This window comes from Secundilactobacillus pentosiphilus (assembly GCF_002217985.1).
Taxonomy (GTDB): Bacteria; Bacillota; Bacilli; order Lactobacillales; family Lactobacillaceae; genus Secundilactobacillus; species Secundilactobacillus pentosiphilus.
Window position 1 is genome coordinate 1 of the sequence record NZ_BCMI01000010.1, and the last position, 24,915, is coordinate 24,915.

31 protein-coding genes are annotated in these 24,915 nt (G+C 43.5%); 18 read left to right on the forward strand and 13 right to left on the reverse strand.

Annotated elements, in window-relative coordinates:
- Window positions 1-435 precede the first annotated feature (435 nt).
- Window positions 436-606 (reverse strand): hypothetical protein, encoded by a 171-nt coding sequence (locus CES81_RS13510; RefSeq protein WP_180949746.1) that lies wholly within the window; start codon window positions 604-606, stop codon window positions 436-438.
- A gap of 671 nt (window positions 607-1,277) precedes the next feature.
- Here CES81_RS13510 and CES81_RS06200 point away from each other — a divergent pair.
- Both CES81_RS06200 and CES81_RS06205 read left to right on the forward strand, forming a co-directional pair.
- Window positions 1,278-1,823, forward strand: a complete 546-nt coding sequence (locus CES81_RS06200; protein ID WP_089121096.1) for a hypothetical protein — start codon at window positions 1,278-1,280, stop codon at window positions 1,821-1,823.
- Window positions 1,824-1,886: 63 nt separating this feature from the next.
- Complete coding sequence (locus CES81_RS06205) at window positions 1,887-2,183, forward strand: terminase small subunit (RefSeq protein WP_089121097.1); 297 nt, start codon at window positions 1,887-1,889, stop codon at window positions 2,181-2,183.
- A gap of 463 nt (window positions 2,184-2,646) precedes the next feature.
- On the opposite strand, the gene CES81_RS06210 is transcribed toward CES81_RS06205, so the two are convergent.
- Complete coding sequence (locus tag CES81_RS06210; protein WP_089121098.1) at window positions 2,647-3,381, reverse strand: SDR family oxidoreductase; 735 nt, start codon at window positions 3,379-3,381, stop codon at window positions 2,647-2,649.
- Between the two features lie 165 nt (window positions 3,382-3,546).
- Here CES81_RS06210 and CES81_RS06215 point away from each other — a divergent pair, with 165 nt between their 5' ends.
- Together CES81_RS06215 and CES81_RS06220 are read left to right on the forward strand one after the other, a co-directional pair.
- Window positions 3,547-4,584, forward strand: coding sequence for a zinc-dependent alcohol dehydrogenase family protein (locus CES81_RS06215; RefSeq protein ID WP_089121099.1), 1,038 nt, complete (start codon window positions 3,547-3,549; stop codon window positions 4,582-4,584).
- Between the two features lie 258 nt (window positions 4,585-4,842).
- The gene (locus tag CES81_RS06220; protein ID WP_089121100.1) at window positions 4,843-5,451 is read left to right on the forward strand and encodes a TetR/AcrR family transcriptional regulator; all 609 of its coding nucleotides are present in this window, start codon (window positions 4,843-4,845) and stop codon (window positions 5,449-5,451) included.
- 71 nt (window positions 5,452-5,522) lie between these two features.
- On the opposite strand, the gene CES81_RS06225 is transcribed toward CES81_RS06220, so the two are convergent.
- Window positions 5,523-6,281: an aldo/keto reductase gene (locus CES81_RS06225; protein WP_369688587.1), complete on the reverse strand. Its 759-nt coding sequence runs from the start codon at window positions 6,279-6,281 to the stop codon at window positions 5,523-5,525.
- 50 nt (window positions 6,282-6,331) lie between these two features.
- Complete coding sequence (locus CES81_RS13780; RefSeq protein WP_369688588.1) at window positions 6,332-6,466, reverse strand: hypothetical protein; 135 nt, start codon at window positions 6,464-6,466, stop codon at window positions 6,332-6,334.
- A gap of 161 nt (window positions 6,467-6,627) precedes the next feature.
- Between CES81_RS13780 and CES81_RS06230 the strand changes: the two genes are divergently transcribed.
- From CES81_RS06230 to CES81_RS06245, 4 genes are all read left to right on the forward strand, one after another.
- Window positions 6,628-7,185 (forward strand): cadmium resistance transporter, encoded by a 558-nt coding sequence (locus CES81_RS06230; RefSeq protein WP_089121101.1) that lies wholly within the window; start codon window positions 6,628-6,630, stop codon window positions 7,183-7,185.
- Window positions 7,186-7,231: 46 nt separating this feature from the next.
- Window positions 7,232-7,579 carry an ArsR/SmtB family transcription factor gene (locus tag CES81_RS06235; protein ID WP_089121102.1) on the forward strand — a complete coding sequence of 116 codons (348 nt, stop codon included), beginning with the start codon at window positions 7,232-7,234 and terminating at the stop codon, window positions 7,577-7,579.
- 272 nt (window positions 7,580-7,851) lie between these two features.
- Window positions 7,852-8,262: a hypothetical protein gene (locus tag CES81_RS06240; protein ID WP_089089578.1), complete on the forward strand. Its 411-nt coding sequence runs from the start codon at window positions 7,852-7,854 to the stop codon at window positions 8,260-8,262.
- A 120-nt stretch (window positions 8,263-8,382) separates the two neighbouring features.
- Window positions 8,383-8,823, forward strand: a complete 441-nt coding sequence (locus tag CES81_RS06245; protein ID WP_089089577.1) for a universal stress protein — start codon at window positions 8,383-8,385, stop codon at window positions 8,821-8,823.
- 121 nt (window positions 8,824-8,944) lie between these two features.
- Here CES81_RS06245 and CES81_RS06250 read toward each other — a convergent pair whose 3' ends face one another.
- The 4 genes from CES81_RS06250 to CES81_RS06265 form a co-directional block, all read right to left on the reverse strand.
- A complete protein-coding gene (locus CES81_RS06250; RefSeq protein ID WP_089121103.1) occupies window positions 8,945-9,331 on the reverse strand; it encodes a DUF805 domain-containing protein in 387 nt (128 codons plus the stop codon).
- Window positions 9,332-9,348: 17 nt separating this feature from the next.
- On the reverse strand, window positions 9,349-9,510 hold the full coding sequence (locus CES81_RS06255; protein WP_089121104.1) for a 50S ribosomal protein L4: 162 nt from the start codon (window positions 9,508-9,510) through the stop codon (window positions 9,349-9,351).
- A 188-nt stretch (window positions 9,511-9,698) separates the two neighbouring features.
- Window positions 9,699-10,793: a GH25 family lysozyme gene (locus CES81_RS06260; protein WP_089121105.1), complete on the reverse strand. Its 1,095-nt coding sequence runs from the start codon at window positions 10,791-10,793 to the stop codon at window positions 9,699-9,701.
- A 138-nt stretch (window positions 10,794-10,931) separates the two neighbouring features.
- The gene (locus CES81_RS06265) at window positions 10,932-11,198 is read right to left on the reverse strand and encodes an HPr family phosphocarrier protein (protein ID WP_089121106.1); all 267 of its coding nucleotides are present in this window, start codon (window positions 11,196-11,198) and stop codon (window positions 10,932-10,934) included.
- A 187-nt stretch (window positions 11,199-11,385) separates the two neighbouring features.
- On the opposite strand from CES81_RS06265, the gene CES81_RS06270 reads away from it, so the two are divergent.
- From CES81_RS06270 to CES81_RS06280, 3 genes are all read left to right on the forward strand, one after another.
- Entirely contained in the window at window positions 11,386-11,775 is a 390-nt protein-coding gene (locus CES81_RS06270; protein ID WP_089121107.1) for a hypothetical protein, read from the forward strand.
- 279 nt (window positions 11,776-12,054) lie between these two features.
- Window positions 12,055-13,233: an RNA-guided endonuclease InsQ/TnpB family protein gene (locus tag CES81_RS06275; RefSeq protein ID WP_225356358.1), complete on the forward strand. Its 1,179-nt coding sequence runs from the start codon at window positions 12,055-12,057 to the stop codon at window positions 13,231-13,233.
- A 150-nt stretch (window positions 13,234-13,383) separates the two neighbouring features.
- Complete coding sequence (locus CES81_RS06280; RefSeq protein ID WP_089121108.1) at window positions 13,384-14,550, forward strand: hydroxymethylglutaryl-CoA synthase; 1,167 nt, start codon at window positions 13,384-13,386, stop codon at window positions 14,548-14,550.
- An 86-nt stretch (window positions 14,551-14,636) separates the two neighbouring features.
- On the opposite strand, the gene lexA is transcribed toward CES81_RS06280, so the two are convergent.
- The gene (lexA, locus tag CES81_RS06285) at window positions 14,637-15,266 is read right to left on the reverse strand and encodes a transcriptional repressor LexA (protein ID WP_089089570.1); all 630 of its coding nucleotides are present in this window, start codon (window positions 15,264-15,266) and stop codon (window positions 14,637-14,639) included.
- A gap of 217 nt (window positions 15,267-15,483) precedes the next feature.
- Between lexA and CES81_RS06290 the strand changes: the two genes are divergently transcribed.
- From CES81_RS06290 to CES81_RS06305, 4 genes are all read left to right on the forward strand, one after another.
- Entirely contained in the window at window positions 15,484-15,726 is a 243-nt protein-coding gene (locus CES81_RS06290; RefSeq protein ID WP_089089569.1) for a DUF896 domain-containing protein, read from the forward strand.
- A gap of 93 nt (window positions 15,727-15,819) precedes the next feature.
- Complete coding sequence (locus CES81_RS06295; protein WP_089089568.1) at window positions 15,820-16,047, forward strand: YneF family protein; 228 nt, start codon at window positions 15,820-15,822, stop codon at window positions 16,045-16,047.
- A gap of 86 nt (window positions 16,048-16,133) precedes the next feature.
- Window positions 16,134-17,894: an ABC transporter ATP-binding protein gene (locus tag CES81_RS06300; protein WP_089121109.1), complete on the forward strand. Its 1,761-nt coding sequence runs from the start codon at window positions 16,134-16,136 to the stop codon at window positions 17,892-17,894.
- Between the two features lie 43 nt (window positions 17,895-17,937).
- Window positions 17,938-19,674, forward strand: a complete 1,737-nt coding sequence (locus CES81_RS06305) for an ABC transporter ATP-binding protein (protein ID WP_089121162.1) — start codon at window positions 17,938-17,940, stop codon at window positions 19,672-19,674.
- Window positions 19,675-19,770: 96 nt separating this feature from the next.
- Here CES81_RS06305 and CES81_RS06310 read toward each other — a convergent pair whose 3' ends face one another.
- Entirely contained in the window at window positions 19,771-20,403 is a 633-nt protein-coding gene (locus tag CES81_RS06310) for a lysophospholipid acyltransferase family protein (protein ID WP_089121110.1), read from the reverse strand.
- 258 nt (window positions 20,404-20,661) lie between these two features.
- Here CES81_RS06310 and CES81_RS06315 point away from each other — a divergent pair, with 258 nt between their 5' ends.
- From CES81_RS06315 to CES81_RS06325, 3 genes are all read left to right on the forward strand, one after another.
- On the forward strand, window positions 20,662-21,426 hold the full coding sequence (locus CES81_RS06315; protein WP_089121111.1) for a tRNA1(Val) (adenine(37)-N6)-methyltransferase: 765 nt from the start codon (window positions 20,662-20,664) through the stop codon (window positions 21,424-21,426).
- Window positions 21,416-21,706, forward strand: coding sequence for a GIY-YIG nuclease family protein (locus CES81_RS06320; protein WP_089121112.1), 291 nt, complete (start codon window positions 21,416-21,418; stop codon window positions 21,704-21,706). The genes CES81_RS06315 and CES81_RS06320 overlap by 11 nt, the downstream gene beginning before the upstream one ends.
- Window positions 21,707-21,848: 142 nt before the next feature.
- Complete coding sequence (locus CES81_RS06325; RefSeq protein WP_089087996.1) at window positions 21,849-22,844, forward strand: D-2-hydroxyacid dehydrogenase; 996 nt, start codon at window positions 21,849-21,851, stop codon at window positions 22,842-22,844.
- A gap of 112 nt (window positions 22,845-22,956) precedes the next feature.
- Here the strand turns inward: CES81_RS06325 and CES81_RS06330 are convergent, their stop codons facing one another.
- The 3 genes from CES81_RS06330 to CES81_RS06340 form a co-directional block, all read right to left on the reverse strand.
- Complete coding sequence (locus CES81_RS06330) at window positions 22,957-23,985, reverse strand: amidohydrolase family protein (protein ID WP_089121113.1); 1,029 nt, start codon at window positions 23,983-23,985, stop codon at window positions 22,957-22,959.
- Between the two features lie 89 nt (window positions 23,986-24,074).
- Window positions 24,075-24,608, reverse strand: a complete 534-nt coding sequence (locus tag CES81_RS06335; protein WP_089121114.1) for a TetR/AcrR family transcriptional regulator — start codon at window positions 24,606-24,608, stop codon at window positions 24,075-24,077.
- Window positions 24,609-24,735: 127 nt separating this feature from the next.
- Window positions 24,736-24,900 (reverse strand): FeoB-associated Cys-rich membrane protein, encoded by a 165-nt coding sequence (locus tag CES81_RS06340; RefSeq protein WP_089121115.1) that lies wholly within the window; start codon window positions 24,898-24,900, stop codon window positions 24,736-24,738.
- Window positions 24,901-24,915 lie beyond the last annotated feature (15 nt).

Below are 24,915 nucleotides of genomic sequence, written 5' to 3' on the forward strand. Positions count from 1 at the left end.
ACCTCTACGTGGCGGTTTATAAAGGGTCACTCGAAATCCTGTACTCTCCTTGGATTTAATATCTGATTCATTTACGAACCTCATCAATCGCCGAATTGATGGGGTTTTTCTTTTGCCCCAAATGATTATAAATGATTAATAATGATACTTTGGTGCGCATTATGGTGCACAAATCATCAAAATGACCTCAATTCGTTGATTTTTGCACTTTGAAATGCGCACCATTTTGTGCACCAAGAACTTCAAATTACTTAGGTTTCTGGCATTTCTTAAAAAATCAGCAAGAGGGTTGGCTGATTTAAGTGTATTAAGTATTTAACAATTTTCTATCCGGTTAGCAGTGAAAAGTTTGGAAGTTCGTGAATTTTGGTTAGAAAAAAGCACCCGATGTTTGGAGTCGGATGCAATGTAGAAAAAAAGAAGTTTCAAAGGGTATCAGTGCTTGTGAGTTACACCTTTGAATGAACCACCGGAAGTCTTCACGTCCATGAAACGTCCAGTAGAATTATTAGATTTGGTCCAGAGACCAGTGCGTGGATTGTAAGACTGAGAGCGTCCCTTTACAGCGCCTTTACGTCCGTTTCCACGAGAGCCATTTCGAGCCATCTTATTCACCCCCTTTCAGGCTGAAATCAGGCTGAGAACATAAGTTTGTACCTTATATAGTATCACAGATTTAATATTGATACCACATACAGTAACCATAAAAGGAAGATTAATTTTGAACAATATGGATTTATGGAAGAATATAAGCAGAATTTGAAACTTAAAAATACATCTCCAGCCATGCCACCTGATGGATATTCTGAGAAAAATTCTATATAGTATTAAGCAATATTCTGGCCAAAATTTTAGTTTTTGTATAATTTTAAAGATTTCAGATGTTCGAAAGAAATGAATCATCGGTGAATGCCGTGCTGAGGCTGACAAAGACATTAACAAGATTACTTATGAACTTTATCTTCGGCGACATCTGCAATATACACTGCGAGGATTAGTCACAAACCGGTTAGTAACCATTAGAAAGAACCAAGCATATGATTTAAGGAATGCGTTTATTATGGAATGTGCCGAATGACTTGGGATCATTGATCTTAAAAAAGTAGTAATCGGTGACACACAACTTATATTACCGCGATAGTCTGGTACGTATGGAGTAAATGAGATTCCTACCGCTTGGCTTTTAAAGTAGAAATTGTAGTCCTAGCTGAAGTGATAGGGCTTTTATATTGTGATATGCTTTCTATAAATTGATATATGTTTGGGGCGCATCGTTTATGAAACAAAATAAAGAATCATTGAAAACTGATGAACACTTTTCCATCAGAAGTATTCAGAAAAAGGATTCCAAAAAATGGAGAAAAGATTTAATCGCTTTATGGTTTATGCTTTATGTTTTAGGGCCCTATGCGCTCGTTCAGATCTTGGAAGGAATTTTAAGAATTACGAACGGTGGTAGGCCTTTTTCTTTGCTGAATTTTGGTGAAATAAAGGGCTTAATGTCGGTATTTAGTGGTGTAACAATAGTTTATTGTTTGATTATTGTGTCTCTGAGAAGATCATCGTTAATAACCGATACAGATTTCAAAATATGTATGTTAATCGTGGGTCTCATGATATTAAGTATTCCTGTGTTATCAGGATATTTTGTAATTGGAATTTGGAGTCTACGGATTTCCGAATTTTCATTCTTTTGCTTGTTGATTCAGCTTGTTAAAGTTGGAATATATGCAGTGATTAATAACGTAGAAAATTCTTCAGATAGATTCATGATCGTAGTTACAGTATTAGGCGCGGTCATTGCCGCAATAGCCTTGTTTTAAGTGAATTGAGAAAGGCGTTCTGTAGAATAGCGAAACTAACAAAAGCAATGAAGTTTCAATGAATTGCCTATTGTCAGTGGTAATGCCACACAGGCCATCTTTGAAGCCGGTTATTTTAAGAAAGTTGCTGTGCAAATGGGAAATAAAAGTCTTAGGACACCTGATGTTGTGAAAGGTCATGAAAAGAGAACTGAAGAGCCACATTCTGTAAAGTTTGATGATGCAAAATTTCAGACATGGACAAAGTGGGTGACAGCAAATTCGAACCTTGCTAAGTTTACATTTGAACTTAAAACGTCATTGGTGTGTTTTTACTTTTTCTGTGCGATTAAGGGATCAGACATTGCTTCACTTTTATGAAGTGTGCATTAAAGGACGTTGCGCTATTCTAGTTTGCTACAATTAATTGGTCTAGTAAACAGCCACAAAATTTATAATATTTGTTATTTAGAAGCTAATGAATAAAGGAAAAGCGTAATAGAAGATTATATTCACAATCTAAGCAATTATTTATAAATATAGAAGACTTATCTTGAAATCCTTTTGTATTATAAATCACAACAAAGCTGGTTAAACGCATATATTTTAAAAAATCTTTCTTATTTTTAAACAAATTTACAAAAAAGGCTTGTTTTTAATTGCTTTATTTAGTAGACTCATAGTTGTACTTTCTTTCGAAATACATTTCTCAACTACATTTATTGATGTCGGTCCACTACACCCGACATCTAAAAAAGGTGATAGCCGATCTCTTCCATAACGGAGACGGTTATCACCTTTTTTGTGGTAAAGATGCAAGCCTAACTGTCAGCTCACACAATGTTTAGATAATTTGTGAGGAAGGCCGCATCAAAACTTCGTTGATGGCCACGTCCGCGGGTTGATTAATGGCGTAAGCAACTGCGTTAGCAACGTCACTGGCGTTTAAGCCGGTTTCTTGTTCCTGTTTTTCGGTTTGAGCCCGTTGCTTAGGGTCACTGATCGTACTGTATAGTTCCGTGTTGACCACACCAGGTGAAATCATAGTCGTTTTAATGTGATTTTCGGCCTGTTCCTGACGCAGACCGTCCATAATGGCTTGGATAGCGTATTTGGTTCCAGCATACACCGCGGTTCCTGAATGGACAACGTGTCCGGCCACTGAGTCTGTCGTGATGATTTGGCCGCTTTGCTGCCGGATCATGGTGGGCAGGACCGCGGCGATCCCATACAGGACACCTTTGATATTAACGTCGATCATGCGGTCCCATTCGTCAACTTTCAGTTCGGCCATTTTTGAGATGGGCATTAAACCGGCATTATTGTAGAGAACGTCAACGCGCTGAAATTTATCAGTTGCCACTTTGACGAGACGCGAAACACTGTCACGATCGGTAACGTCTGTTTGCTGGCAGGTAACCGAATTTGAAGAAAATTCAGCTGCAATTTGTTTCAAGCGTTCAACCCGGCGAGCACCGATAACCACTTTAGCACCCGATTGTGCCAGTTTTTCCGCTGTTGCACGGCCAATACCGCTAGAAGCACCTGTGATGACAACCACTTTGTCTTTGATTGTCAAAATATCAACTCCTTTTTGATGAATTCATTTTAACATCATTATGGTTAAGCTGTTTTAACCAGTCAGCGATTATAGCTTGACTTCTGCTGTACTTTAACTGCTATACTTTTACTGGATTAGTCACCAGTCATCATGATGATTTTTCACTGAAAGGGGAGTTAACTAATGAAAACAACAATTTTTGAAAAGCCTGGTCAGGTTGTCATCACAAACACCGAAAAGCCAACAATTCAAGCGAGTGATGATGCTATTATCAAAGTGGTACGAACCTGTGTCTGTGGTTCTGATCTATGGGCATATCGAGGACTGGAAGAAAAGGCAGAACATTCTGCTAATTCTGGCCATGAGGCGATCGGTATCGTTGATGCCATTGGCAGTGATATCACGACGGTTAAACCAGGGGATTTTGTCATTGCACCGTTTACGCATGGCTGCGGCCATTGTGCTGCTTGTTTAGCTGGTTTTGACGGTGATTGTCAAAACCACCAAGATAACTTTAGCGCTGCTGTACAATCAGAATATTTCCGGTTTCAGCACGCCGACTGGGCCTTAGTTAAAGTACCTGGGCAGCCTGCTGATTATAGCGAGGAGATGCTGAATTCGCTGCTCAGTTTGGCAGATGTTATGGCAACGGGGTATCATGCTGCTCGGGTTGCTAACGTGAAGACGGGTGATACTGTCGCTGTTGTCGGTGACGGTGCGGTTGGCCTTTGCGCAGTGATTGCAGCTAAGATGCGTGGTGCTAAGCGAATTATTGCGATGAGCCGGCATGAAGATCGACAAAAATTAGCGGCTGAATTTGGCGCTACTGACATCGTCGCAGAACGGGGCGATGAAGCCGTTGAAAAAGTAATGGCACTGACTCATCAAGCAGGTGCGGACGCCGTTTTGGAATGCGTCGGCTCAGAACAGTCAAATGATACCGCTATGAAAATTGGCCGACCGGGGGCCGTTGTGGGGCGCGTAGGCTTACCCCATGAGCCTAAAGTGGACCTGACCAATTCCTTCTACCGGAATACGATCATTGCAGGCGGACCAGCCTCCGTAACAACTTATGATAAGCAGCTGCTGCTCAAAGCGGTGCTGGACGGTAATATTCATCCGGGTAAAGTCTTTACTAAAACGTTCAAACTAGACGACATTAATGATGCTTATCAGGCAATGGCCAGACGTGAGGCCATTAAATCGCTTATCATCATCTAACTCAAACAATATTAAAGAAGTGATCAGCACTCAGTACTGGTCATTTTTTTATGTTGCTAATCAAATTTTAGGTATATCAAACAAACTGTTTAATTAATATAAAAAATATTGTACAATATCAAAGTGATAAAGTTTAAATGTCATTAGATTTAAACTTTTAAAAATGATGATACGGTCCACAGCACCATCGGCGCGATGTGCTTACGGTAAAGTTTGGCCGTGTTAATTTGAGACGTTGTTAAAGAGGCAGTTAGTTAAATGACTAAGGAAAAGACATTTTCAAAGAATCAATTTATTGCCGTTTCAAAAGCCTTATTCGCCACTCAAGGCTATACGGGGACCACTACGCGGGAAATCATTGAACAAGTTGGCGGTGCCGCAAAGGGGTTACTATACTACTATTTTCCCAAGGGCAAACGGGAAATCCTAGGCTGTATTTTAAAGCAGAATGGGTTAGAAAAATTGGGTAAATTAAAGATTGATTTTAGCCAGCTGACAACCAAAGATGAGTTGGAAAGGGCGTTAATGGCTAATTTTGAAGCAGTCTGCGCAGTCTTTCGGGTCCAGGAAAATTATCAGTTATTTGTGATTGTTATTAGGGAACGACTACTGCTGACTAATCAAGAAGTGAGCCTAGTGACTCAGCCCTGGCAGGATCTGGGTAACCGGCTTGGAGCAGCACTTAACACTTGTCAAGCGAGTCGTGAACTGGGTGAGCAAGCCTGTCGATCACTGGGGCAAGTCATTGTGTCAATTTTTCAAAAAGCAATTTACGATACGCTGTTGATTAGAAACGATCGGCAATTAACCGAACAGACCCATCATCAAGTTCAGCAGCAGCTGCATTATTTATTGGAACTTGATTAAACAAAAAGGGATCGTTTAACACGTGCAGTGTTAGACGATTCCTTTGTTATTCCGATAATCCTAACTGTAGGTTACTGGTTCATGTTCTGTTCCCAAACGGCTCGCGTATCCACGTTAGCCTGGTCTGCTAAGGATTCCAGTGCCTTCATTTCAGCTGACGTCAAAGTCAGTGAAATGGCATGCTTGGTATCAGCAATGTAATGCTGTTTTGTGACACCGATAATGGGGGTGGTCCCCTTTTGAATGACCCAGGCAGTTGCAATATCAGCGACCGCGACGTGGTGCTGGGCCGCTAGTTCGATCATCTTTGCTAATAATTCATTGAGCTGCGGCAGCATCGGGTTATATCGCCGTGCCCGGTCGTTTTCACCCTCAAACGGATGAGCTGCGTCATGTTTGCCGGCAAGGATGCCTTGTTCCAATACCATGTAAGGGAAGAAGGTAATGCCGTTTTGGTGACAGTAGTCTAATAAACCAGTCGTTTCGGATTGACGGTAGAGCAGACTGTAATGGTTTTGCACCGCAGCCAATTCCACGCCGCCCGCGTTTAAAATTTCATTGGCCCGTTTCACTTGGGCGAGATTATGGTTAGAAACCCCAACGTGTTTGACCAGGCCCTTTTTGACCAGTGGGATCAGTTCAGGCGTCCACTTTTCAACGTCATCTGAATTATGAATCCAGTACAGATCAATATAATCGGTGTGCAGACGCTTCAGACTGCCAGCAAGCATGTCTCTGACGGGATCATCACCGGAGTCAGCAAACACCGGGGTGAACTTTGTGGAGAGAAAATAGTCCTTTCGATCGTAAGGCTTCAAACAATCTCCCAATAAGGTTTCTGAAGAACCCTGGCCGTATGCAGCGGCAGTGTCCCAAAGATTCAGGCCATTGCCATTGCGGAATCAACGACGGCCTGCAGATCTTTTTGAGTTAAATGATTACCGAAAACTTGGTCGCCGCCGTTTTTACCTGATCCCCAAGACCAGGTACCCAGTGCAACTTTTGCATCAAACATAAAAAGCCTTCTTTTTAAAATTAAAATTTATGATCACCATTAATTATGGTAAAAATAAGTCCCGATTGCAACTGACTTGTTTGCACAACTAAGAAAAAGGTCTTTTAAATATGTAATATGTGACATATAATATATTTAAGATCAAGAGAGAAGGAATTGTTTTGAATTACTGGCTGCTAACGCTAACGTTTTTAAGTGTTAATCTCGATTTTTTCTTTATGCTGCTTTTTTTGCTAAAGAAATATGATGTTGTTAAAGTGATGATTGGTTATTTACTAGGGAACCTGATTATGCTGGGCGTAAGTTACGCCGTAGGTAAGGCGCTGCTGATTTTCTTGCCGGAATGGGTACTGGGAATTTTAGGTATTTTACCGATCTACTTAGCTTTCCATGACGATGATAATCAAGATCGGCATCACCGTTCGCAAATTCTGAGTGTAACACTGACGTACCTATCGGTGTGTGCGGGGTGCAATTTGTCGATTTTTCTGCCGGTGCTGGTGGGTGAGAGTGCTGCTCATTTTCTCATCACGTTAATGTTCATTGGTTCGTTAACGATACTAGTGGTAGTTGTCATTAAATTAATCGCACAACTTCCCATTGTCACCAGTCTCATGGCAAAGTATGGCGAACGACTAATGAAAGTTTGTTATGTTTTGATTGGTTTATGGGTCTTTTGGGATAGCGGCTTAATTAATCATATCATAGCTTTCTTCTAGAAATTGTATCATAATAGGGATAGTGAATAGACATGAGGTGATCGGTTTGAAAGTGAGTAACGCGCTTTTAGAGGAAGCCGCTAAGATCTACAAGGTTTTGAGCAATACTAACCGAATCAAAATTCTGTATTTCTTGGAAGATAATGAAGCGGATGTTTCGACGATTGTTAACAATGTCGACTTGCCGCAACCGATGGTTTCACATCAACTAGCCATTTTATACCGCTATCAGTTAGTGACAAGGAGTAAGCAGGGTACCCACGTTTTTTACTGTTTGGATGATCCACATATTTTGGAAATGGTGGATGCCATGCTGGGACACGTTTCACATGAAATTAAAGGGGAACCGCACCCTTACCGAAAGACAGTGCGGGTAAAAAAAGATGAGTTTTAGAATCTAAACGCAGTTGAGCTGGCATGTTCGTTCAACTGCGTTTTAAGTTGAATGGTTTGTGATAGACGCCATTGGGTAATTTGGATGACGGTGTTAAAAGGGGATACATATCTGAGTTTAAAGTCTAGCCTATAACTAATTATCAGCAAAAGATTTCAATTAACGATAATTTTGAAATGATTCGTCACGTAAATGTGATTTTCTCGTTATTGTGTGTTAATCCGTCTCCGTTATCCTAGTAGTCATTGGATTAGGCATTAAAGGAGGCCAGCATGAATAAATCATTTAAGGTTTTGATGGCAACAGGGGTGTTAATTTGTGGCACCATGGGGTTGATATTCACTCAAAGTCAGTCTTCTGCTGCATCGAGTCGCAAAACTTCAGCGTTGCAGTCAGGGAGCAATACCTCACTATCAACACGACGGGTGGTTTTAGCACCTGCGCATAAATTGCACATGGTCGTTACCGCGTATGATCAGAATCAAAAAATCAGTCGTCAAACTTATTCATACCGGCTGTTCCGGAATGGCAAGGTGGCTAAAACGGGTTGGGTTTCTAACGGTCATACTACCCGTGTGATCAAGGCTAAGCCGGGCAACTATTCGTTACGAGTATATCGCCAGCAAAAGCAGGTCAGTTTCTCTGGCGGTCTTTCAACGTCTAATCAGCCACACTTTGTTTAATTCATCACAAATTAAGGGCACTTTTATTGCTTTCACGGAAATTATCAGTCATACTAAAAATGGTGGAAAGTCGAAGTTGTCAGTAGATTTCTTGATGAATTTTCGAAAGGAGCCGTGACTATGTTTTCACATATTTTAGTGCCACTTGATGGCAGTGATAATTCCAAGTCAGCATTGAAGGTTGCAATCAGAATTAGTCGGTACTTTGGTTCGACGCTAACGTTAATTGCGGTAATCGATCGCACCCGAATGACGTTAGCCGCTGGGAATGTGCCAATGGATATTCAAAGTGAAATGAGAGAACGTGCCGCTTCAATCATTGACGAAGGCAAAAAGATGGCTGAAGAAGCTGGAATTGATGCCAAAACCATTGTTGAGGACGGTGCGCCAAAGAATGTTATTGTGGATACCGCTAATAAGAAGGATTTTGATTTAGTCGTCATCGGCAAATCTGGTGTAGATGCTTTTAACCGGTTATTGATCGGGTCTACCACCGCGTATGTCGTGCGGCATGCTAACGTTCAAGTATTAGTTGTTAACGCAGAAGAAAAGCATAAATAATTAAAAGAGCGAAGCCGTGACATCGCTCAGATTCCAGAATTTAACACTCAAAAGCGTTCTTCCGATGGTTTTGATCGGGAGAACGCTTTTTGGGTTGTAACGAATTGATGGTTAAACGTCTTTACTGGACTTGAGATTGGTTTAAAGGCCAGCGTTGATTAACAACGGTGGGCATTACTAACAGAATAAAGAGCCAAACAGTGCCAATGATTGGTATCATCGAAATCAGCAGCCACCAGTTGCTGTGATTCGAATCGTGTAGTCGGCGCGCCCTAATAGTGAAGTTGGCAAGCCACACTAAGACTAAAATAAGGCCAAAGATGGCGGAACTTAAATGACCAGCGATTTCATAATGACCGTTGACTAAGTATTGCGTTTGATGGGTCAACGCTGCATAAAGCCAAATTACCAGGGCGTTCACGATGTAAGCGGTCCAATATTGTTTCCGGGTGGCAGTCGCATTGAAGACGGTCATTTTCGACCAGTATGCCGTATAGTCTTGAATCATCAGGCGCCTCCTTAACGTTATTTAACAATGAAGTTAGATTTGAAGAGGTAACCGCAGGTCGGGCAGTGGTTCATGCCATAGTAAATGGTCATTTCATGGTGACATTGCGGACAGCTGCCGCGCATTCCGCGACGGATTTTTTTAAAAGTGGTTTTTGGTTTTTCAGGCTTATCGGTCATGTTTGTCACTCCTTTGACACCCTTAGTATAGCATTTTCAAGCTAGAATAACTTTAATAGTGATATTGGACCACCTTACTAAAATTCAAAAAAACTTTTCAACGCAAAAAAATAATGAGACCAAATGATGACCTGGTCTCATTATTTTTGTATTAAATGCTGGAATCTGAGTGATGTTACGGCTTCAAATTAAGCGTTTGGATTAACGCCGGCATGGAGATAACCGCGCCAGATCCAACCAGCGTGTTTACCGTTACCGCTTCTGACGTGATAGTAGATGGCGGAGTTATGAGAAGCTTTACGGTATAACTTTTCGTGGCCGTCAGTATACCAAGTGGTATGTGCCAAGTTCTTCATTTCAGCATATTTAATGCCTAAGTGTTTCGAGTAACGCGCACCCGAAAGTGTCCAGTAGGCGTGGCGGTGCATTGAAGCTCGCCAAACGAGTTTGACTGAGTTAGAACGCGTTGCGGAGTAGTTGGACGTTGAAGTTGGTGCGGGTGCTGGCACCTTAACCAAGGTCGTCTTAGGTGTTGAACTGCTTGAACTGGTATGAACGGCAACGTTGGCATTACCGTTAACGTAGAAGTCATTGTTCAACTGACTAACGTCCAAATTCTGTGATTCGCCGCTGAACCGGTAGTCAGAAGCCCATTGCCAAGCGTTGGCTGAAGGGTACTGAGTACCGGTTGGATTTGAAGGCCACTGTGCGATCCAGCCCTTGTTGCTGGCGTTGGTATCGATGTGGCTGCCAAGCCAGCTGGACATCGTGTACAGATCGGTCTTGTTATAACCGGCTGCGTTTAAAACGCTGTCAAATGCAGCTAAATCAGCATCATTTTGACTCTTTGACAGGTGCGAAAGCTCGGGGGCCTCAAAATCAACCACCATCACCATGTCCTTTGAACTCGTGATAGATTGAACAGCTTTGATAAAGTTTTGGGCTTCAGCCTTAGCACTGTCCACAGAAGTAAAACGAGCAAAGTGATAGTAGTTGACCGCTAGCCCGGCACCTTGTGCGTCTTGTACCTGCTGTTTCAGTACGGGACTGGTATAGGAAGTTCCCTCAGTTGCTTTAATGGCAACCGCTTTAACGCCTGCATCATGAAGCTTTTGGTAGTCACTGGCACCCAGATTGGACTGCCAGCTGGAGAGGTCGACCATATCAGTTCTTGGCTGTGAACTGCTAGGGTTAAGGGCAGCACTAGCGGAACGCGCGCCGACTAATAAAACGGCACCGGCCGTGGCTAAACCCGTTAATAATTGTTTTTTTGATAATTGCATTGTTAAAGTCCCCTTAAGTATTCTAGTTGCAGTAACAGTATACCCCGAAACCGGTTTAATTTTTTATTAAAATTAACCGACTACTGATTAAGTAGCCGGTTAATTTAATAAGCTATAAGCTTTAACGATTTAAAAATTTTAAAGTCTTTCAACCATTTTGCTGTCAACTAGGGTTTGAACAATTTTTTCCAGTTGATCCGTTGTACCATCAACACTTAATTCGAAATTGGCACCGCTTGGGACACCTAAACTCATGACACCAAGCGAGCTGGTGGCTACCGTAGTGGTTCCCTGGTACTTGAGCATAATCTTAAATTGATATTTTGATAATTCGTTTGTCAGTTGGTTAACAGCATCACCCGTTAATCCATCCGGCGCAACAACTTTCAATGTAGTACTTACCAATCTCAACACCCCATTTTAGATAAATTAGTTTACGTTTCGGGTTCCGTTAGGATCTATGATCAAAAACGAGGCCTTCAGGTCAACCCTACTTGGTAAGCGGTTATTACTATGATAGCATGGTATGGGAATAAATCAAAAGCAGACGCAGTATTTAGTGGATTTTATTTAAAGATAAGGAGTGGCTGAAATGCGTTTTCAAGACCTCGTGCCGATTGAATTAAACGTGATTGAATCGTCAACAGTTTATCAACCGGGGAAGCCCCGGCCTAAGGAGCACGATTGGCAGATCGACTGGGAACGGCTGCGGCAGCTGATCTTAGATAACAGTGAACGGCTTGACGAGGTCAAAGCCGGAATTGCTGAAGATTGGGTACGGACTCATGGTACCGTCTGGGACCGCACCCGGGGATTTTACCGGAAGCCAAATGACAGCTATGATTACGATGATACCGTCTTTTGGGGCTACTCCTCGTGGGGCACGCCGGCGATAGCCGTTATTTTTGCGGATGAAACCGAAGCATCATACCAGCTGTATAAAGAAGGTATGGATTATAATTATCATTATTTAGGAAAATAATCGTTGTGGAGTAATAATAAGGAGGAATGAACAGTAACTGTTTTGCTGTAAAAGAATATCAATCTTTGCAAAGTGATGCTTATACTATTCCGTATTCTTATAAGTCTGGTAAAGATATAACCAGGTTAAACTCAAAAGTTAAATTTTACGTATTAGCTGATAGCATATAAGTAGTGATTTATATGAATTTCATTAAAAGGCCGTTTGGGATAAAGCCATTCGGTATAATATGAGGGACACCTCACCTTGGTGATTAAATTCAATAAGGCGGAACAACTGATGCTACTCACCTATAAAGTTGAAATTAAGCCGACAGAAAAACAAGCCTGGCAGATTGATTGTCATATTGGCGGTAGTCGCTGGGCCTATAATTTATTTTTAGACATCAATCGGCAGCGTTATGAATGCGGTTATCACTATATGGGTGCTTATGAGTTCGGTAAGTGGTTTAACCATGAGTACCTTGAAGCTAATCCCCATGATGATTGGATCAAGACACTATACGCTAAGTCGGTTAAACAGGCTTTTATTGATGCGGATAGGGCCATGAAACGTTTTTTCAAGAAACAAAGTGGTTTTCCGCATTGGCGTTCCTTCAAACATGGTCAAGGTAGTTATTACTTTGTGAAGAACAGCAAAACGCAAATGATTGCCTGCGAACGTCATCGTATTAAGCTACCCAAGCTTGGCTGGGTACGTTTGAAAGAGTTTGGCTACATTCTTACAGACTCAGACCACTTCGTTATTAAACAAGGCCGGATCAAATTTAAGGCCGGTCGGTATTACCTGACCTGTTTAGTGGAACAGGCTGAACTACCAAAGCTAGAATTAACCGGTGAACCAATTGGCATTGATCTTGGCCTAAAAGAATTTGCCATCTTAAATGATGGTACTTTGTATCATATTCAAAACAAAAGCAGTCGTATAAGGCGCATCAGAAAACGTCTGCGCAGGCTGCAAAGAAAAATGTCCCGCCAGTATCAAGCACTGAAAGCTAGAAGACAGAAAGAAGGAAAATCTGCTACTGATTTGAATCTAGCCAAAACTCAGCGGAAAGTGCAACGCTTATATCAACGATTAACTAACATTCAGTTGGATTATCAAAATAAGATTATTGCTGCTGTGGTGAGAACCAAGCCCCAGTGGGTAGCCTTAGAAGATTTGAATGTTAAAGGTATGCTGAAAAATCGGCATTTAGCCAAAGCCATTAGTTACCAGGGCTTCTACAATTTCAGAATCAAACTAATCGCTAAATGCCAGCAATTAGGCATTCCCGTACACTTAACCAATCGTTTTGAACCAACTTCAAAAGTGTGTCACCAATGTGGCCATAAGAAAGTTGATTTAAAACTCAAAGACCGGGTGTATGAGTGCCAGAATTGTAATTATACTGAAGATCAGGATATTAATGCGGCCCTGAATATCAGGGATACTGAAAACTTTGAATTAGCCTACTAACATAGGTTTCAAAGTATGTACCGGTGGCTAGCCGGGAATTAACGCTTGTGGACTATCATATCAACTGCATTAGCGAGCTTTGTGCGAGGCAGGATAGGAAGAAGCAAGAATAATCTGTAACTTTTTATAAGTTATCAGTAGCAGAACATTATGCAAATTGGAATTGATCAGTTGGCGTTTTATACGCCGAAAACATACTTGGATCTTGTGGATCTCGCACACGCTAGGGGGGAGGAACCCGATAAGTACCGGATCGGGATTGGCCAGTATGAACAGGCAGTTATTCCGGTCACTCAAGACGTTGTCACACTGGCAGCCAATGCCGCCGTTAAAGTGGTCAATGAAACGAACCGTGACCAGATTGCTATGATCCTGTTCGGGACGGAATCCGGGATCGATCATTCGAAGTCGGCAGCAATTTACCTCAAACGGCTGCTGAATTTACCGGATAATCTTCGGGCGGTGGAAATCAAACAGGCCTGCTACGGTGCGACAGCCGGTTTGCAATTTGCCCACGATTACGTCCGGCTTCATCCCGATAAGCAGGTGCTGGTCATTGGCGCCGACATTGCGCGCTACGGGTTGAACACCCCCGGTGAAGTGACACAGGGGGGCGGCGCAGTGGCTATGACCATTAGTGCAGCGCCTAAACTGCTCAATTTGGATAATGAAACGGCGTTTAGATCTGAAGACATCATGGATTTTTGGCGCCCGCTATACCGGACGGAAGCCTTGGTAGACGGCCGATTTTCAGAGAACGTCTACATCGATTTCTTTAAAACCGTTTGGTTAGATTATCAACGGCAGACCAACCGAACGATTGCGGACTTCACGGCGTTTGCGTTTCATTTACCGTTTACTAAAATGGGACTTAAAGCACTGCGGGCAGTACTGCCGGAAGCGGATGCAGAGCAGCAAAAACAGTTGAAAACGAACTTTGAAGCCAGCCGGCAGTATAATCGGCGGGTAGGGAATTTGTACACGGGTTCTTTGTACCTCAGCTTGCGTTCACTGTTTGACAACGCGGTACTCAAGCCGGGTCAGCGGATCGGCTTATTCAGTTACGGCTCGGGTGCAGAGGGTGAGTTCTTTAGTGGTACGATCAGCGAGCAATTCGACGCTCAGCAATCACGGCAACGGTTTAGTGAGTTTTTCAGCAGCCGTCAGCAGCTGACCATGGCCCAATACGAGCGGCTTTTTTCGCAGCAGTTACCGGATCATGACGTTCTGCTTGACGTGACTCATGATGATGCCCGGTTCGTGCTGGCCGGCATCAAGCATGACCAGCGGCAGTATCTGGATCGGAATAAAGCCTAAACGTTGACGAAAAAAAGCAGCTGATTTCCATGCCGGAAATCAGCTGCTTTTTTAGTCATGATTTAATTCAGTGACACCAGCCGTGTTTAGAAAATTTCGTCTCGATAGAGGCCAATGACCTTACCCAAAATAGTCACTTGGTTAAGAATGATTGGTGCCATGGTGTCGTTTTCTGGTTGCAGACGGTAGTAATGATCTTCCTTATAGAACCGTTTGCAGGTGGCTTCGTTTTCCTGAGTCATGGCGATCACAATTTCACCGTTTTCAGCTGAATGCTGTTTTTTAACGATGACTTTATCACCATTCAAGATACCGGCATTAATCATACTTTCACCGCGAATTTTGAGCATAAATAAATCGCTGGCTTCATCCATTAGCTGGTCTGGAATCGGGAAGTAGTCAGTGGCTTCCTGAACCGCTAAAATTGGTTCACCGGCAGCAACGGTTCCTAAAACGGGAATCTTAGTAGGCGTTTTAACGATCCCTAAGGCGTCAATTCCCAGATCAGTTACTTCCAATGCGCGCGGTTTGGTTGGGTCCTTAATCAAGAAGCCCTTCTTAGCCAATCTGGCAATATGTCCATGGACGGTTGAAGTTGAACTTAAACCGACTTTTTCACCGATTTCGCGGACCGTTGGCGGATAACCATGCGATTGTGTCTGGTCATAAATAAATCGCAGGATCGCCAGTTGTTTTGAATCTGAAGCTTTTGTCATAGTTTCACCCCTTTAAGGTCGCTATATTTACCGTAATGATAGCATAGTTAGCCTGTCATTTCAAACAAGTGTTCGCTTTTCCGCTTAATTTGATAACGCCGTGATACAGCATGTTCCAAGTAGCTGTTTTTCGTACTCGAGATAAGCTTTCTTTCTTGAACCAATAAGGGTTTCGAGTTATCATATTAGAGCATGTTTGTGCAAGGGAGTGATATTAATGGCTGACACCGAGATGAAAGACTTAATCGCCCGCATTAATGAATTAGCAAAAAAAGCGAAGTCAGAGGGCTTAACTGAACTTGAAAAAGTTGAACGCAAGGATCTTCGTCAGAAGTATTTGAAGAAGTTTCGCGCGGGTTTTAAAAACGATATTGAAATGTTACGTGTCTTTGATAAATCTGGTAAGGAAATTACACCCAAAAAGGTTCAGGAAATTCAAAAAAAGAAGGGGTTACGGTAATCGTTTGACCGATTCCTTCAGAATCCCTTTTAAAATGGGCTAAACTTGTGTAATATTGTTTATTGGAAGCTACTGAAAAGGAGGCACATCCACTTGAGCACTGGAATTTGGATTCTAATTGTGATCGTTGCTTTATTAGCCGGTCTTGCACTTGGTTTCTTTGCAGCTCGACGGTATATGGAAAAGTATATTCGCGAAAATCCGCCGATCAGTGAAGACCAAATGCGCATGATGATGATGCAAATGGGACAACGTCCTTCAGAAAAGAAGTTGCATCAGATGATGAACAGCATGAGACAGCAACAATCAGAAAAGCGTTAATTCGCGTTCTTGAAACGAAGGCTTGGGTAATCCCGAGTCTTTTTTGATTTTGTCAGGGTTTATCAGTCAGTGGAGGAGGCGACCACATGAGCATCTTTAAAAAATTAGGCTGGTACTTTAAGGCGGAGTGGAGAACGTATCTATTTGGCCTATTGGGGTTATTGATAACCGCTTTGTTAGCCGTGATTCCACCAAGGATGATCGGCGATATTGTTGATTTGATCCACGGTCATCGACTGACCGTCCGTTTGTTAGTGATCGATCTGCTGATTCTGATAGGCGCGGCTGCCGGTCAATACGGGGCACGCTACATGTGGCGAACCGCCATTTGGGGAGCTGCCGCTAAGTTGGAAAAAACGTTACGGCAACGGCTGTTCGGACACTATATGACAATGGATCAAACCTTCTATCAGAAATACCGGACTGGTGATTTAATGGCGCGAGCAACCAATGACCTGCAGGCGATTCAACGTGTTGCCGGTGGGGGTATCCTGCAATTCGCGGATTCAATTATTACCGGCGGCACCACGTTGATCGCCATGATGACGCTGGTTAATTGGCGGTTAACGCTGATCGCGGTACTGCCATTTCCGCTGCTGGCAGTCATGGCTTACTATTTAGGCCAAAAGATCAACATTGCGTTTCGGGATTCTCAAGCAGCCTTTTCACGGTTAAATAATAAAGCACAAGAAAGCATCAGTGGCGTTAAGGTCATCAAAAGTTTGGGCCAGGAACAAGAGGACATTGATGATTTTAACCGGCAAGTTGACCAGACCATCAAAGTCAATCGCCGGGTCAACCGGTTGGATGCGATGTTTGATCCCATTACCACTTTGATTATTGCTTTGGCTTACGTTGCCACGATCGTCATGGGCGGTTCATTAGTGGTCGAACACGTCATCACGATCGGTAATTTAGTGTCGTTTATCACTTACCTTTCCATGATGATTTGGCCGATTTTTGCTGTCGGTATGCTGTTTAATACCATGGAACGCGGCAATGCCAGCTATGATCGGGTCATGAACCTGATCAATGAAAAATCACAGGTCATTGATCGTACGGACGGTCGCAGTGAACGGCCGGCGGGTAATTTGAGGTTTAACGTCACCCAATTTAACTATCCTGACGATCCGCAGGTGGCACTCAAGCACGTGTCGTTTTCGATTCCTGCGGGCAAAACATTGGGAATCGTTGGCCGGGTCGGTGCTGGTAAGACCACAGTCATGCGGTTATTATTACGCCAGTTTGAACAGTATCAAGGCCAGATCAGTTATGGCGGTACGAATATTTTAGCTTATCAGTTAGACAGTTATCTGCCTGCTATCGGCTACGTGCCGCAGGACAGCTTTCTGTTCTCGGAATCGGTCCGGGACAACATTGCTTTCGCGAAACCGGCTGCTACCCAAGCGGAAGTTGAAGCAGTGGTGACAGAAGCAGACTTAGCTGATCAAATTGAACAGTTTGAAAACGGCTATGACACCTTAGTTGGTGAAGAGGGCGTTTCACTGTCTGGCGGCCAGCGTCAGCGGGTAGCGATTGCCCGCGCACTTTTGATTAAACCGGAACTATTGATCTTAGACGATGCGTTATCGGCCGTAGATGCCGAGACCGAAAGTAAAATTTTAATCAATCTCAAACATGAACGGGCCGGTAAAACAACGATCATTGCTGCTCATCGGCTGAGTTCGGTCATGCGGGCTGATGAGATCATTGTCATGGATCATGGCACCATCACCGAGCGCGGCAATCACGACCAGCTGATGGCCCAAGATGGCTGGTATCACCAGATGTTTGAACGTCAAGAACTTGAAATGCGGGTAAGGGGGGCTAACAGTGAAAAACAATGAGCACGAATCCGCCTGGGCGAAAAGTATCCCAGTGAAGGAACAAATGGGCATCGTTTCTCGTTTGATCGGCTATGCCAAACCTTACTGGCGGCATTTTGTTGTGGCCATCGTGTTAGCAGCCCTTGTCAGTGTCGTTAATATTTTGCTGCCGATGATTCTGAAAGATTACATGGATAACTACCTAAAAGTAGGCCGTGCTGATTTGAAAATCATGTGGCTGTTTGCTGGCCTTTACTTTTTTGCAATGGTCACGCGAGCCGTGATGCAGTTTTGCCAAACCTACCTCTATAGCATGGGTGCTGAATACATGCTGGAAAGTGTTCGGCGTCAGTTGTTTGAAAAATTGCATCACCTCGGTATGCGGTTCTATGATCAGGTCCCAAGCGGTTCGATCCTGTCGCGGTTAACGAACGATACAATGTCGTTCAGCACTTTTTGGCAGTTATTTAGCAGCTTGATTGTAGCGCTGTTTTCAGTTATTTCGTCGGTGATCGCCATGTTTCTGTTAGATGCCCAAGTGGCCGTTTGGCTGTTGATTTTACTACCGTTTTTAGGAATCACGATTTGGTATTACCAGCGTTACAGTTCAAAGGTTTATCGCCGGATGCGAGAGCGGTTAAGCGAACTTAACGCCAAGCTGTCTGAAGCCATCATCGGGATCAGCATTATTCAGCAGTTTCGGCAGGAAAAGCGGATGAACCAGGAATTTGATGAAACTAACGGGGCTTATTTCAAGTCGCGGCAAGCTATGATTCGGGTCAATTCACTGTTGTTGAGTCCGCTGATCGATCTTTTTTATGCGTTGGGCGTTATTTTCGTGCTGACGCTCCTGGGTGTTCGTGGACTGAATGGGTTTGTACCAGCTGGGATGATTTACGCCTTCGTAACGTATCTGGATAATCTGTTTAACCCAATGACGAGCATGATGGATAATTTGAGTGATTTCCAAGAAGGAATCGTTTCGGGGTCCCGGGTCATGAAATTAATGGCTGATAAGACGTCGATACCCCAGCAAAAACCAGTTGCTGGCAGAGAAATTACGACTGGTAAAATTGAATTTAAACACGTCAGCTTTTCGTACGATGGCGAAACACCGATCTTAGACGATATCTCCTTTGTTGCCCAGCCGGGTCAAACGGTGGCGCTAGTTGGCGAAACGGGGAGCGGCAAATCGTCGATCATCAACGTTTTGATGCGTTTTTATGACTTTCAGTCTGGTCAGGTTTTGATCGATGATCATGATATTCGCGAATACGATTACACTGCTTTACGCCAGAAAATGGGATTGGTGCTGCAGGAGCCGTTTCTATTTTACGGCACCGTGGCGTCCAATATCAGAATGTTTGACCGGTCGATTTCCGACCAGCAAGTGCGCGACGCCGCTGCTTTTGTGGATGCGGATCAGATGATTGAATCACTGCCAAACGGCTATGATTCCAAAGTGATCGAGCGCGGGAACGGTTATTCCAGTGGCCAAAAACAGCTGATTTCCTTTGCACGAACCGTTGTCACCGATCCGAAGGTGCTGATTTTGGACGAAGCGACTGCCAATATCGATACGGAAACGGAACAGGAGATTCAAAAGAGTTTAGCTAAGCTGCAATCTGGTCGGACGACCATTGCGATTGCTCATCGGCTATCGACGATTCAAAACGCTGATTTGATCCTTGTTTTGCACCAAGGAAAAATTATTGAACGCGGGACAAATGATGAGTTAATGGCCAAAAAGGGTGCTTACTACGATATGATTCAACTACAGAATACGGCGCACCTTGATTAGTAATTAGTAAACAGCAACAAAACAGGGATCAAAACTCGTCCTTAACGGCGAATTTTGATCCCTATTTTGATGTGAGTCACTCACGTATTCGGTCAGTTAGGCATGTGATTTAGCTTTTGGATCCACATAGTGGAAATTAGGGTCAATTTCTTGATCCAGATGGTCAAAGCCCTGTTGCATTTTAGTTTCAATTACTTTAAAGCCGTCTTCATCCAGTTTCATTTTAGGATCAACTGTAAAGGGTTCCCCAAACGAGACGGTAATCTTTTGGCGACTGAAGAGCTGTTTAAAGGTTAGCGGACCTTGGTAGACAGTTGGGACAATCGGGGTCTTTGAAAGCTTCGCAATAACCGCAACGCCACCCTTCAAATCTTGGGAGTGGCGCGTACCGGAAGGAAACATGATCAAGGACAGATTGCTGTTGCGCAACTGCCGAATGGGCGTTTTAATCGCGGATGGTCCCGGATGCTTTCGGTCCACTGGAAAAGCATTGGCATGTTTGAGTATCCAGCGCAGAATAGGGTTCTTGAATAACTCAATTTTAGCCATGAAACTAAACTTTTTAGGACTGCCGGCCAATGCATAGTAGATTGGATCAAACCAGGTTCGGTGCGGCCCAACCAAAATATAGTTACCCTGAGGCAACCTGTCGGTATGTTCGAAACGGGGTTTTCCATTAATAATGTAAACCAGTACGCGAACAAGAACACGGATAAAAGAATAAAACATGGTGTAACCTCTCTTACATTAAGTTATTATCGTAGTAATTATTATAAACCAGTCACTGGTAAATGTCTTGGGCAGTAACGCAATTGCATTTTCGCTGCTGCTCACCGAACTAAAAGCGTCTTTTTGAGACTTGATATGTTTTAATAAAATAGTAAGATAGTTAAGCATTGATCTATCAGGTTAAGACTGGTGGGTGATATGAAACAAGTGACTACAATAGTGGCTATTATAAGGAAAAATAGCCGAAACATCAACGGAATGGGTGATTATTTGACAGCTCCAGAGTTACTTCCTGGTGAACGTGTTGACCAGCTTTACAGTCAGGATATTAAAATTATTCAGAGTCCACAGGTCTTTTCCTTTTCACTAGATGCGGTTTTACTGGCTAATTTTGCCAAGCCGCCGCTTAAACAGTCGGGAAAGCTAGTGGATCTATGCGCTGGCAACGGCGCGGTTGGGTTATTTATGTCACCACGGGTAAAAGGACAAATTGCAATGGTTGAAATCCAGCCGCGCTTGGCTGACATGGCGCGCAGATCGGTCGCTTTAAACCAGCTGGAAGAAAAAATTACGGTTTACGAACAGGATCTAGCCACTATTTTTGATCAAATTCGGAAGGATTCGGTGGCAACAGTCGTCTGCAACCCGCCGTACTTCGCGGATCTGCCGGATAGTAAGAAAAATCCTAATCAGTATTTAGCCATTGCCAGGCACGAAATTGCGACCTCGTTAGAGACCGTTGTTGAAGTTACCAGTGGTTTACTGAAAACAACCGGGAAAGCCTTTTTTGTCTACCGGCCCGACCGACTCCTTGACCTGACGTCGATGATGGCCAAACACCGCTTAGCCGTTAAGCGGCTGCAATTTGTTTACCCCAAGCCCGGCCGTGATGCCAATATTGTGCTGGTTGAAGCTATCAAGGATGGCCGCATGACGGGCCTGAAGGTGTTACCGTCATTAATGACCTATGATGAAGCTGGTGAATATTCCGCGCCAGTAAAGAAGATGCTTTATGGTGACTAAAAAAACGGCTCATTACTACTTCTACGTTTTACTCTGTGCGGATAACAGTTTGTACGGCGGCTATTCAACCGATGTCTACAAGCGGTTTGCCGCTCACCAAGCAGGCAAGGGCGCGAAGTATACTAAAGTGAAAAGCCGGCACCCGTTAAAACTGATCTACTTTGAGACTTTTGAGACGAAATCGGCCGCCCTAAAAGCGGAGTACGCGTTTAAGCATCAATCCCGAAAAGCAAAGCTGGCTTACCTGTTAGCACACGGGGTTCAGGTCCCGTCAAAATGACGTGCAGCAGTTTTAACTTTCAGAAAATTTAATTGTATGAAATTACTGGGAGCGCCTTTTCATCATTAATTGATGAACTACTTATCAAGCTGATGAAAAAATGCTAAAATAAGATGTAGTTTAGTGAATGGAGGAAACAATTGTGAAAATTATTGCATATGGTATTCGTGACGATGAAAAGCCTTACCTTGATCAATGGTCAAAGGATAAGGGCATCGAGGTTAAGGCAGTTAAAGAATTATTAGACGATTCTACTGTTGATCAGGCTAAGGGTTATGATGGTGCCGTTGTGTATCAACAAAAGCCTTATACCGCTGCTGTCTTGGATAAGTTAGCCAGCTTCGGTATCAAGTCACTTTCATTACGTAACGTTGGTGTTGATAACGTTGATGCTGACGCCGTTAAGCGTAATGGTATCAAGGTTACTAACGTTCCTGCATATTCACCAAGTGCGATTGCTGAATTAGCAGCTACCCAGTTGATGCGTTTACTTCGTCGGACCAACACGTTTGATCGCAAGATGGCACATGGTGACCTTCGTTGGGCACCAGATGTTGCTGGCGAATTGGACAAGTTAACTGTCGGTGTGATTGCTACTGGTCGTATCGGCCGTAAAGCAATTGAAATTTACCGCGGCTTTGGTGCTAAGATCATTGCCTATGACATTTATCCTAACCCAGAATTAAAGAAACAAGGCATCTACGTTGACAGCTTAGATGAACTATATGCTAAGGCTGATGTTATTTCATTACATTCACCAGCAACTAAGGAAAACGAGCATATGTTTAACGACGAAGCCTTCAGCAAGATGAAGGATGGCGTTATTATCATCAACCCTGCCCGTGGTATTTTAGTTGATACGGATGCTTTGATCCGTGCCCTTGACTCAGGCAAAGTTGGCGGAGCTGCTCTTGACGTTTACGAAGACGAAGTTGGTATTTTCAACAAGGACTTTGGTAGCTTTGATGCTATTCCAGACGAACGTTTGAAGAACTTGATGAAGCGTGAAAACGTCTTGATCACGCCACACATTGCTTTCTATACAAGTACTGCCGTTAAGAACATGGTTCAGTACGCATTGAACAGTAACGTTAACTTGATTGAAAAGGGTTCTGACGATAGCGAAGTTAAATTCTAAATCAAACAGAACAACCGAAAACGACCTGTAAGGGTCGTTTTTTTGTCTCATTTGAAAAAGCCAGTTGCGAGGTTTTAGACACAACTGGCTTTTTCATTGACTTAAGGTTTAATTATTTTAGTTTAAGTAGTTTTTCGATGTTCCCGTGAGCAATCTTTTCTTTGTCTTTATCACTAATTGGTGTACCGCTGAGAAAATCAGCAGCATTACCAGTCACGTATGGGTAATCCTGTGCCCAGATGACGTGGTCAGCACCCATTTCCGTCAGGACTAACTGCATTTGCGGCCAAGTAAACATTCCGCTTGGGGTGACGTAAATGTTTTTCTTATAGTAGTAAGAAACGGGGTGCTTTAAAGGATTGCCGACTACTGGTGTGGTGGCTTCATCTAACCGTTCGAGGAAGTAAGGGACGAATTCACCCCAGTGACCGGAAATCAGTTTAAGGTTCGGCAGTTTATCAAATAAGCCGGATAAGATGAGGCGGGTAACGTGCAGGCCGGCTTCCATGTGCCAGCCCCAGCCGGGAGTTGACATGATGGCGTTAAACCCAATGGGATTCATGTTGCTGTAGTAATTATCACGAATGGTCTTTGATGGCATTGAGGGGTGGATGTACAGCGGCACATCTAGCTGGGCGGCCATTTCAAAAATCGGCATGAATTTAGGTGCATCCAAGAACTGGTTATCACGGTCGGTTCCTAAAATCAGTGCGCCCTTTAAACCCAGCTTTTCAACGGCACGTTTCAGTTCTTTCGCGGCAGCTGCGGGTTCGGAAACGGGCAGGGTTGCAAAGCCTAAATAGCGGTCGGGGTGACGCTTGACGGCATTAACAATCGTCTCGTTAATTTTTTGACTAAGCGCAATGGCTTGTTCTGCAGGCAGCATGTCAGGGTTAGTACTAGCGTCCCCGTAAGATAGGATCTGCATGTCAATGCCGTTAGCGTCCATGTAATTGAGCCGTTTTTCATCGATATCGCTCATCACTTCTGGATCGACCGCGTAGGCAACTAGGCCTTCCGCAAATGATTTACCAAAGGCTTGCATTTCTTTGGGATCGTTGGGCAGGGTTTTAAGATAATCGCTGATGGCCTGGTGGGCGTAATCCGTACTGATGTGTTCTTCGGCTGTAATTAATTTCATGTTTAAGCACCTCTCCTTGATTGAATAACCATAGTCTAACGGATAATGACGTTAAGTTATGGACGGATTGGGGCGGTTTGTTACAGAAGTTAAAAAATTTGATCCATGTTGTTCGTCAAATGGAGCAGCAGGTCGGTAGCTTGTTCCTGAGACCATTGACCCTTGAGCACGTAGTCACGCAGGAACATGTAAGTTGCAGCAGCATAGACGTTGCAGACGGTTTGTTCGTTGATTAAATGAACTTGGTTTTGGCTGGCAATCCGTTGGTTGAATTGTGCCAGCGCACGAATAAACTCGTAACGTGAATCAGACCATTCAACTAATTCCAGAACGGTGGTCCGGTCCTGCCAAATCGTCATCAGCTGCAGCACCATTTTTCGGGCGGTTAAATTTTGCAGTCGAAAGGTTTTTAAAAATTCGCTTAGATGGCGCTCAATCAGACTGGTAATGACTTGTTTCGGTGTTAGGTAGTAGCGGTAAAAGGTCTGCCGTGAGATGCCGGCTGCACTGGCAATTTTGGGGCCGGTCAGACGTGCAAAAGCCTCGTGATTTTGACACAGTGTGACCATCGCGGATTCGATTTTACTTCTGGTCTGTAAGGTTCGCTTGTCAATATGAGTCATGCCGATCGCCTCGTTAGTTTAAATTCAGTACTTTGATTATAGCGCGGAAGCTGGTAGCTGAGCTAGTTTAGATAAGGGGATAGAAAAAAATGCCTTGAACGCTAATGTAGGGTTCAAGGCACCATTCTTAAAGTGAACGTTTCTTAGATTGATTCAGCAGTTTTTTGGCTTCGCAGTCATAATCACAAGCGGCACATTTTCCTTGTTTTGAGCGCTTGACCGCCCGAAAGATTTGGTAGCCGGCAAAGCCGAAAATCGCGGCGAAGATGATGATATTAACTAAAAGTCCCATATTCATGACCCCTTT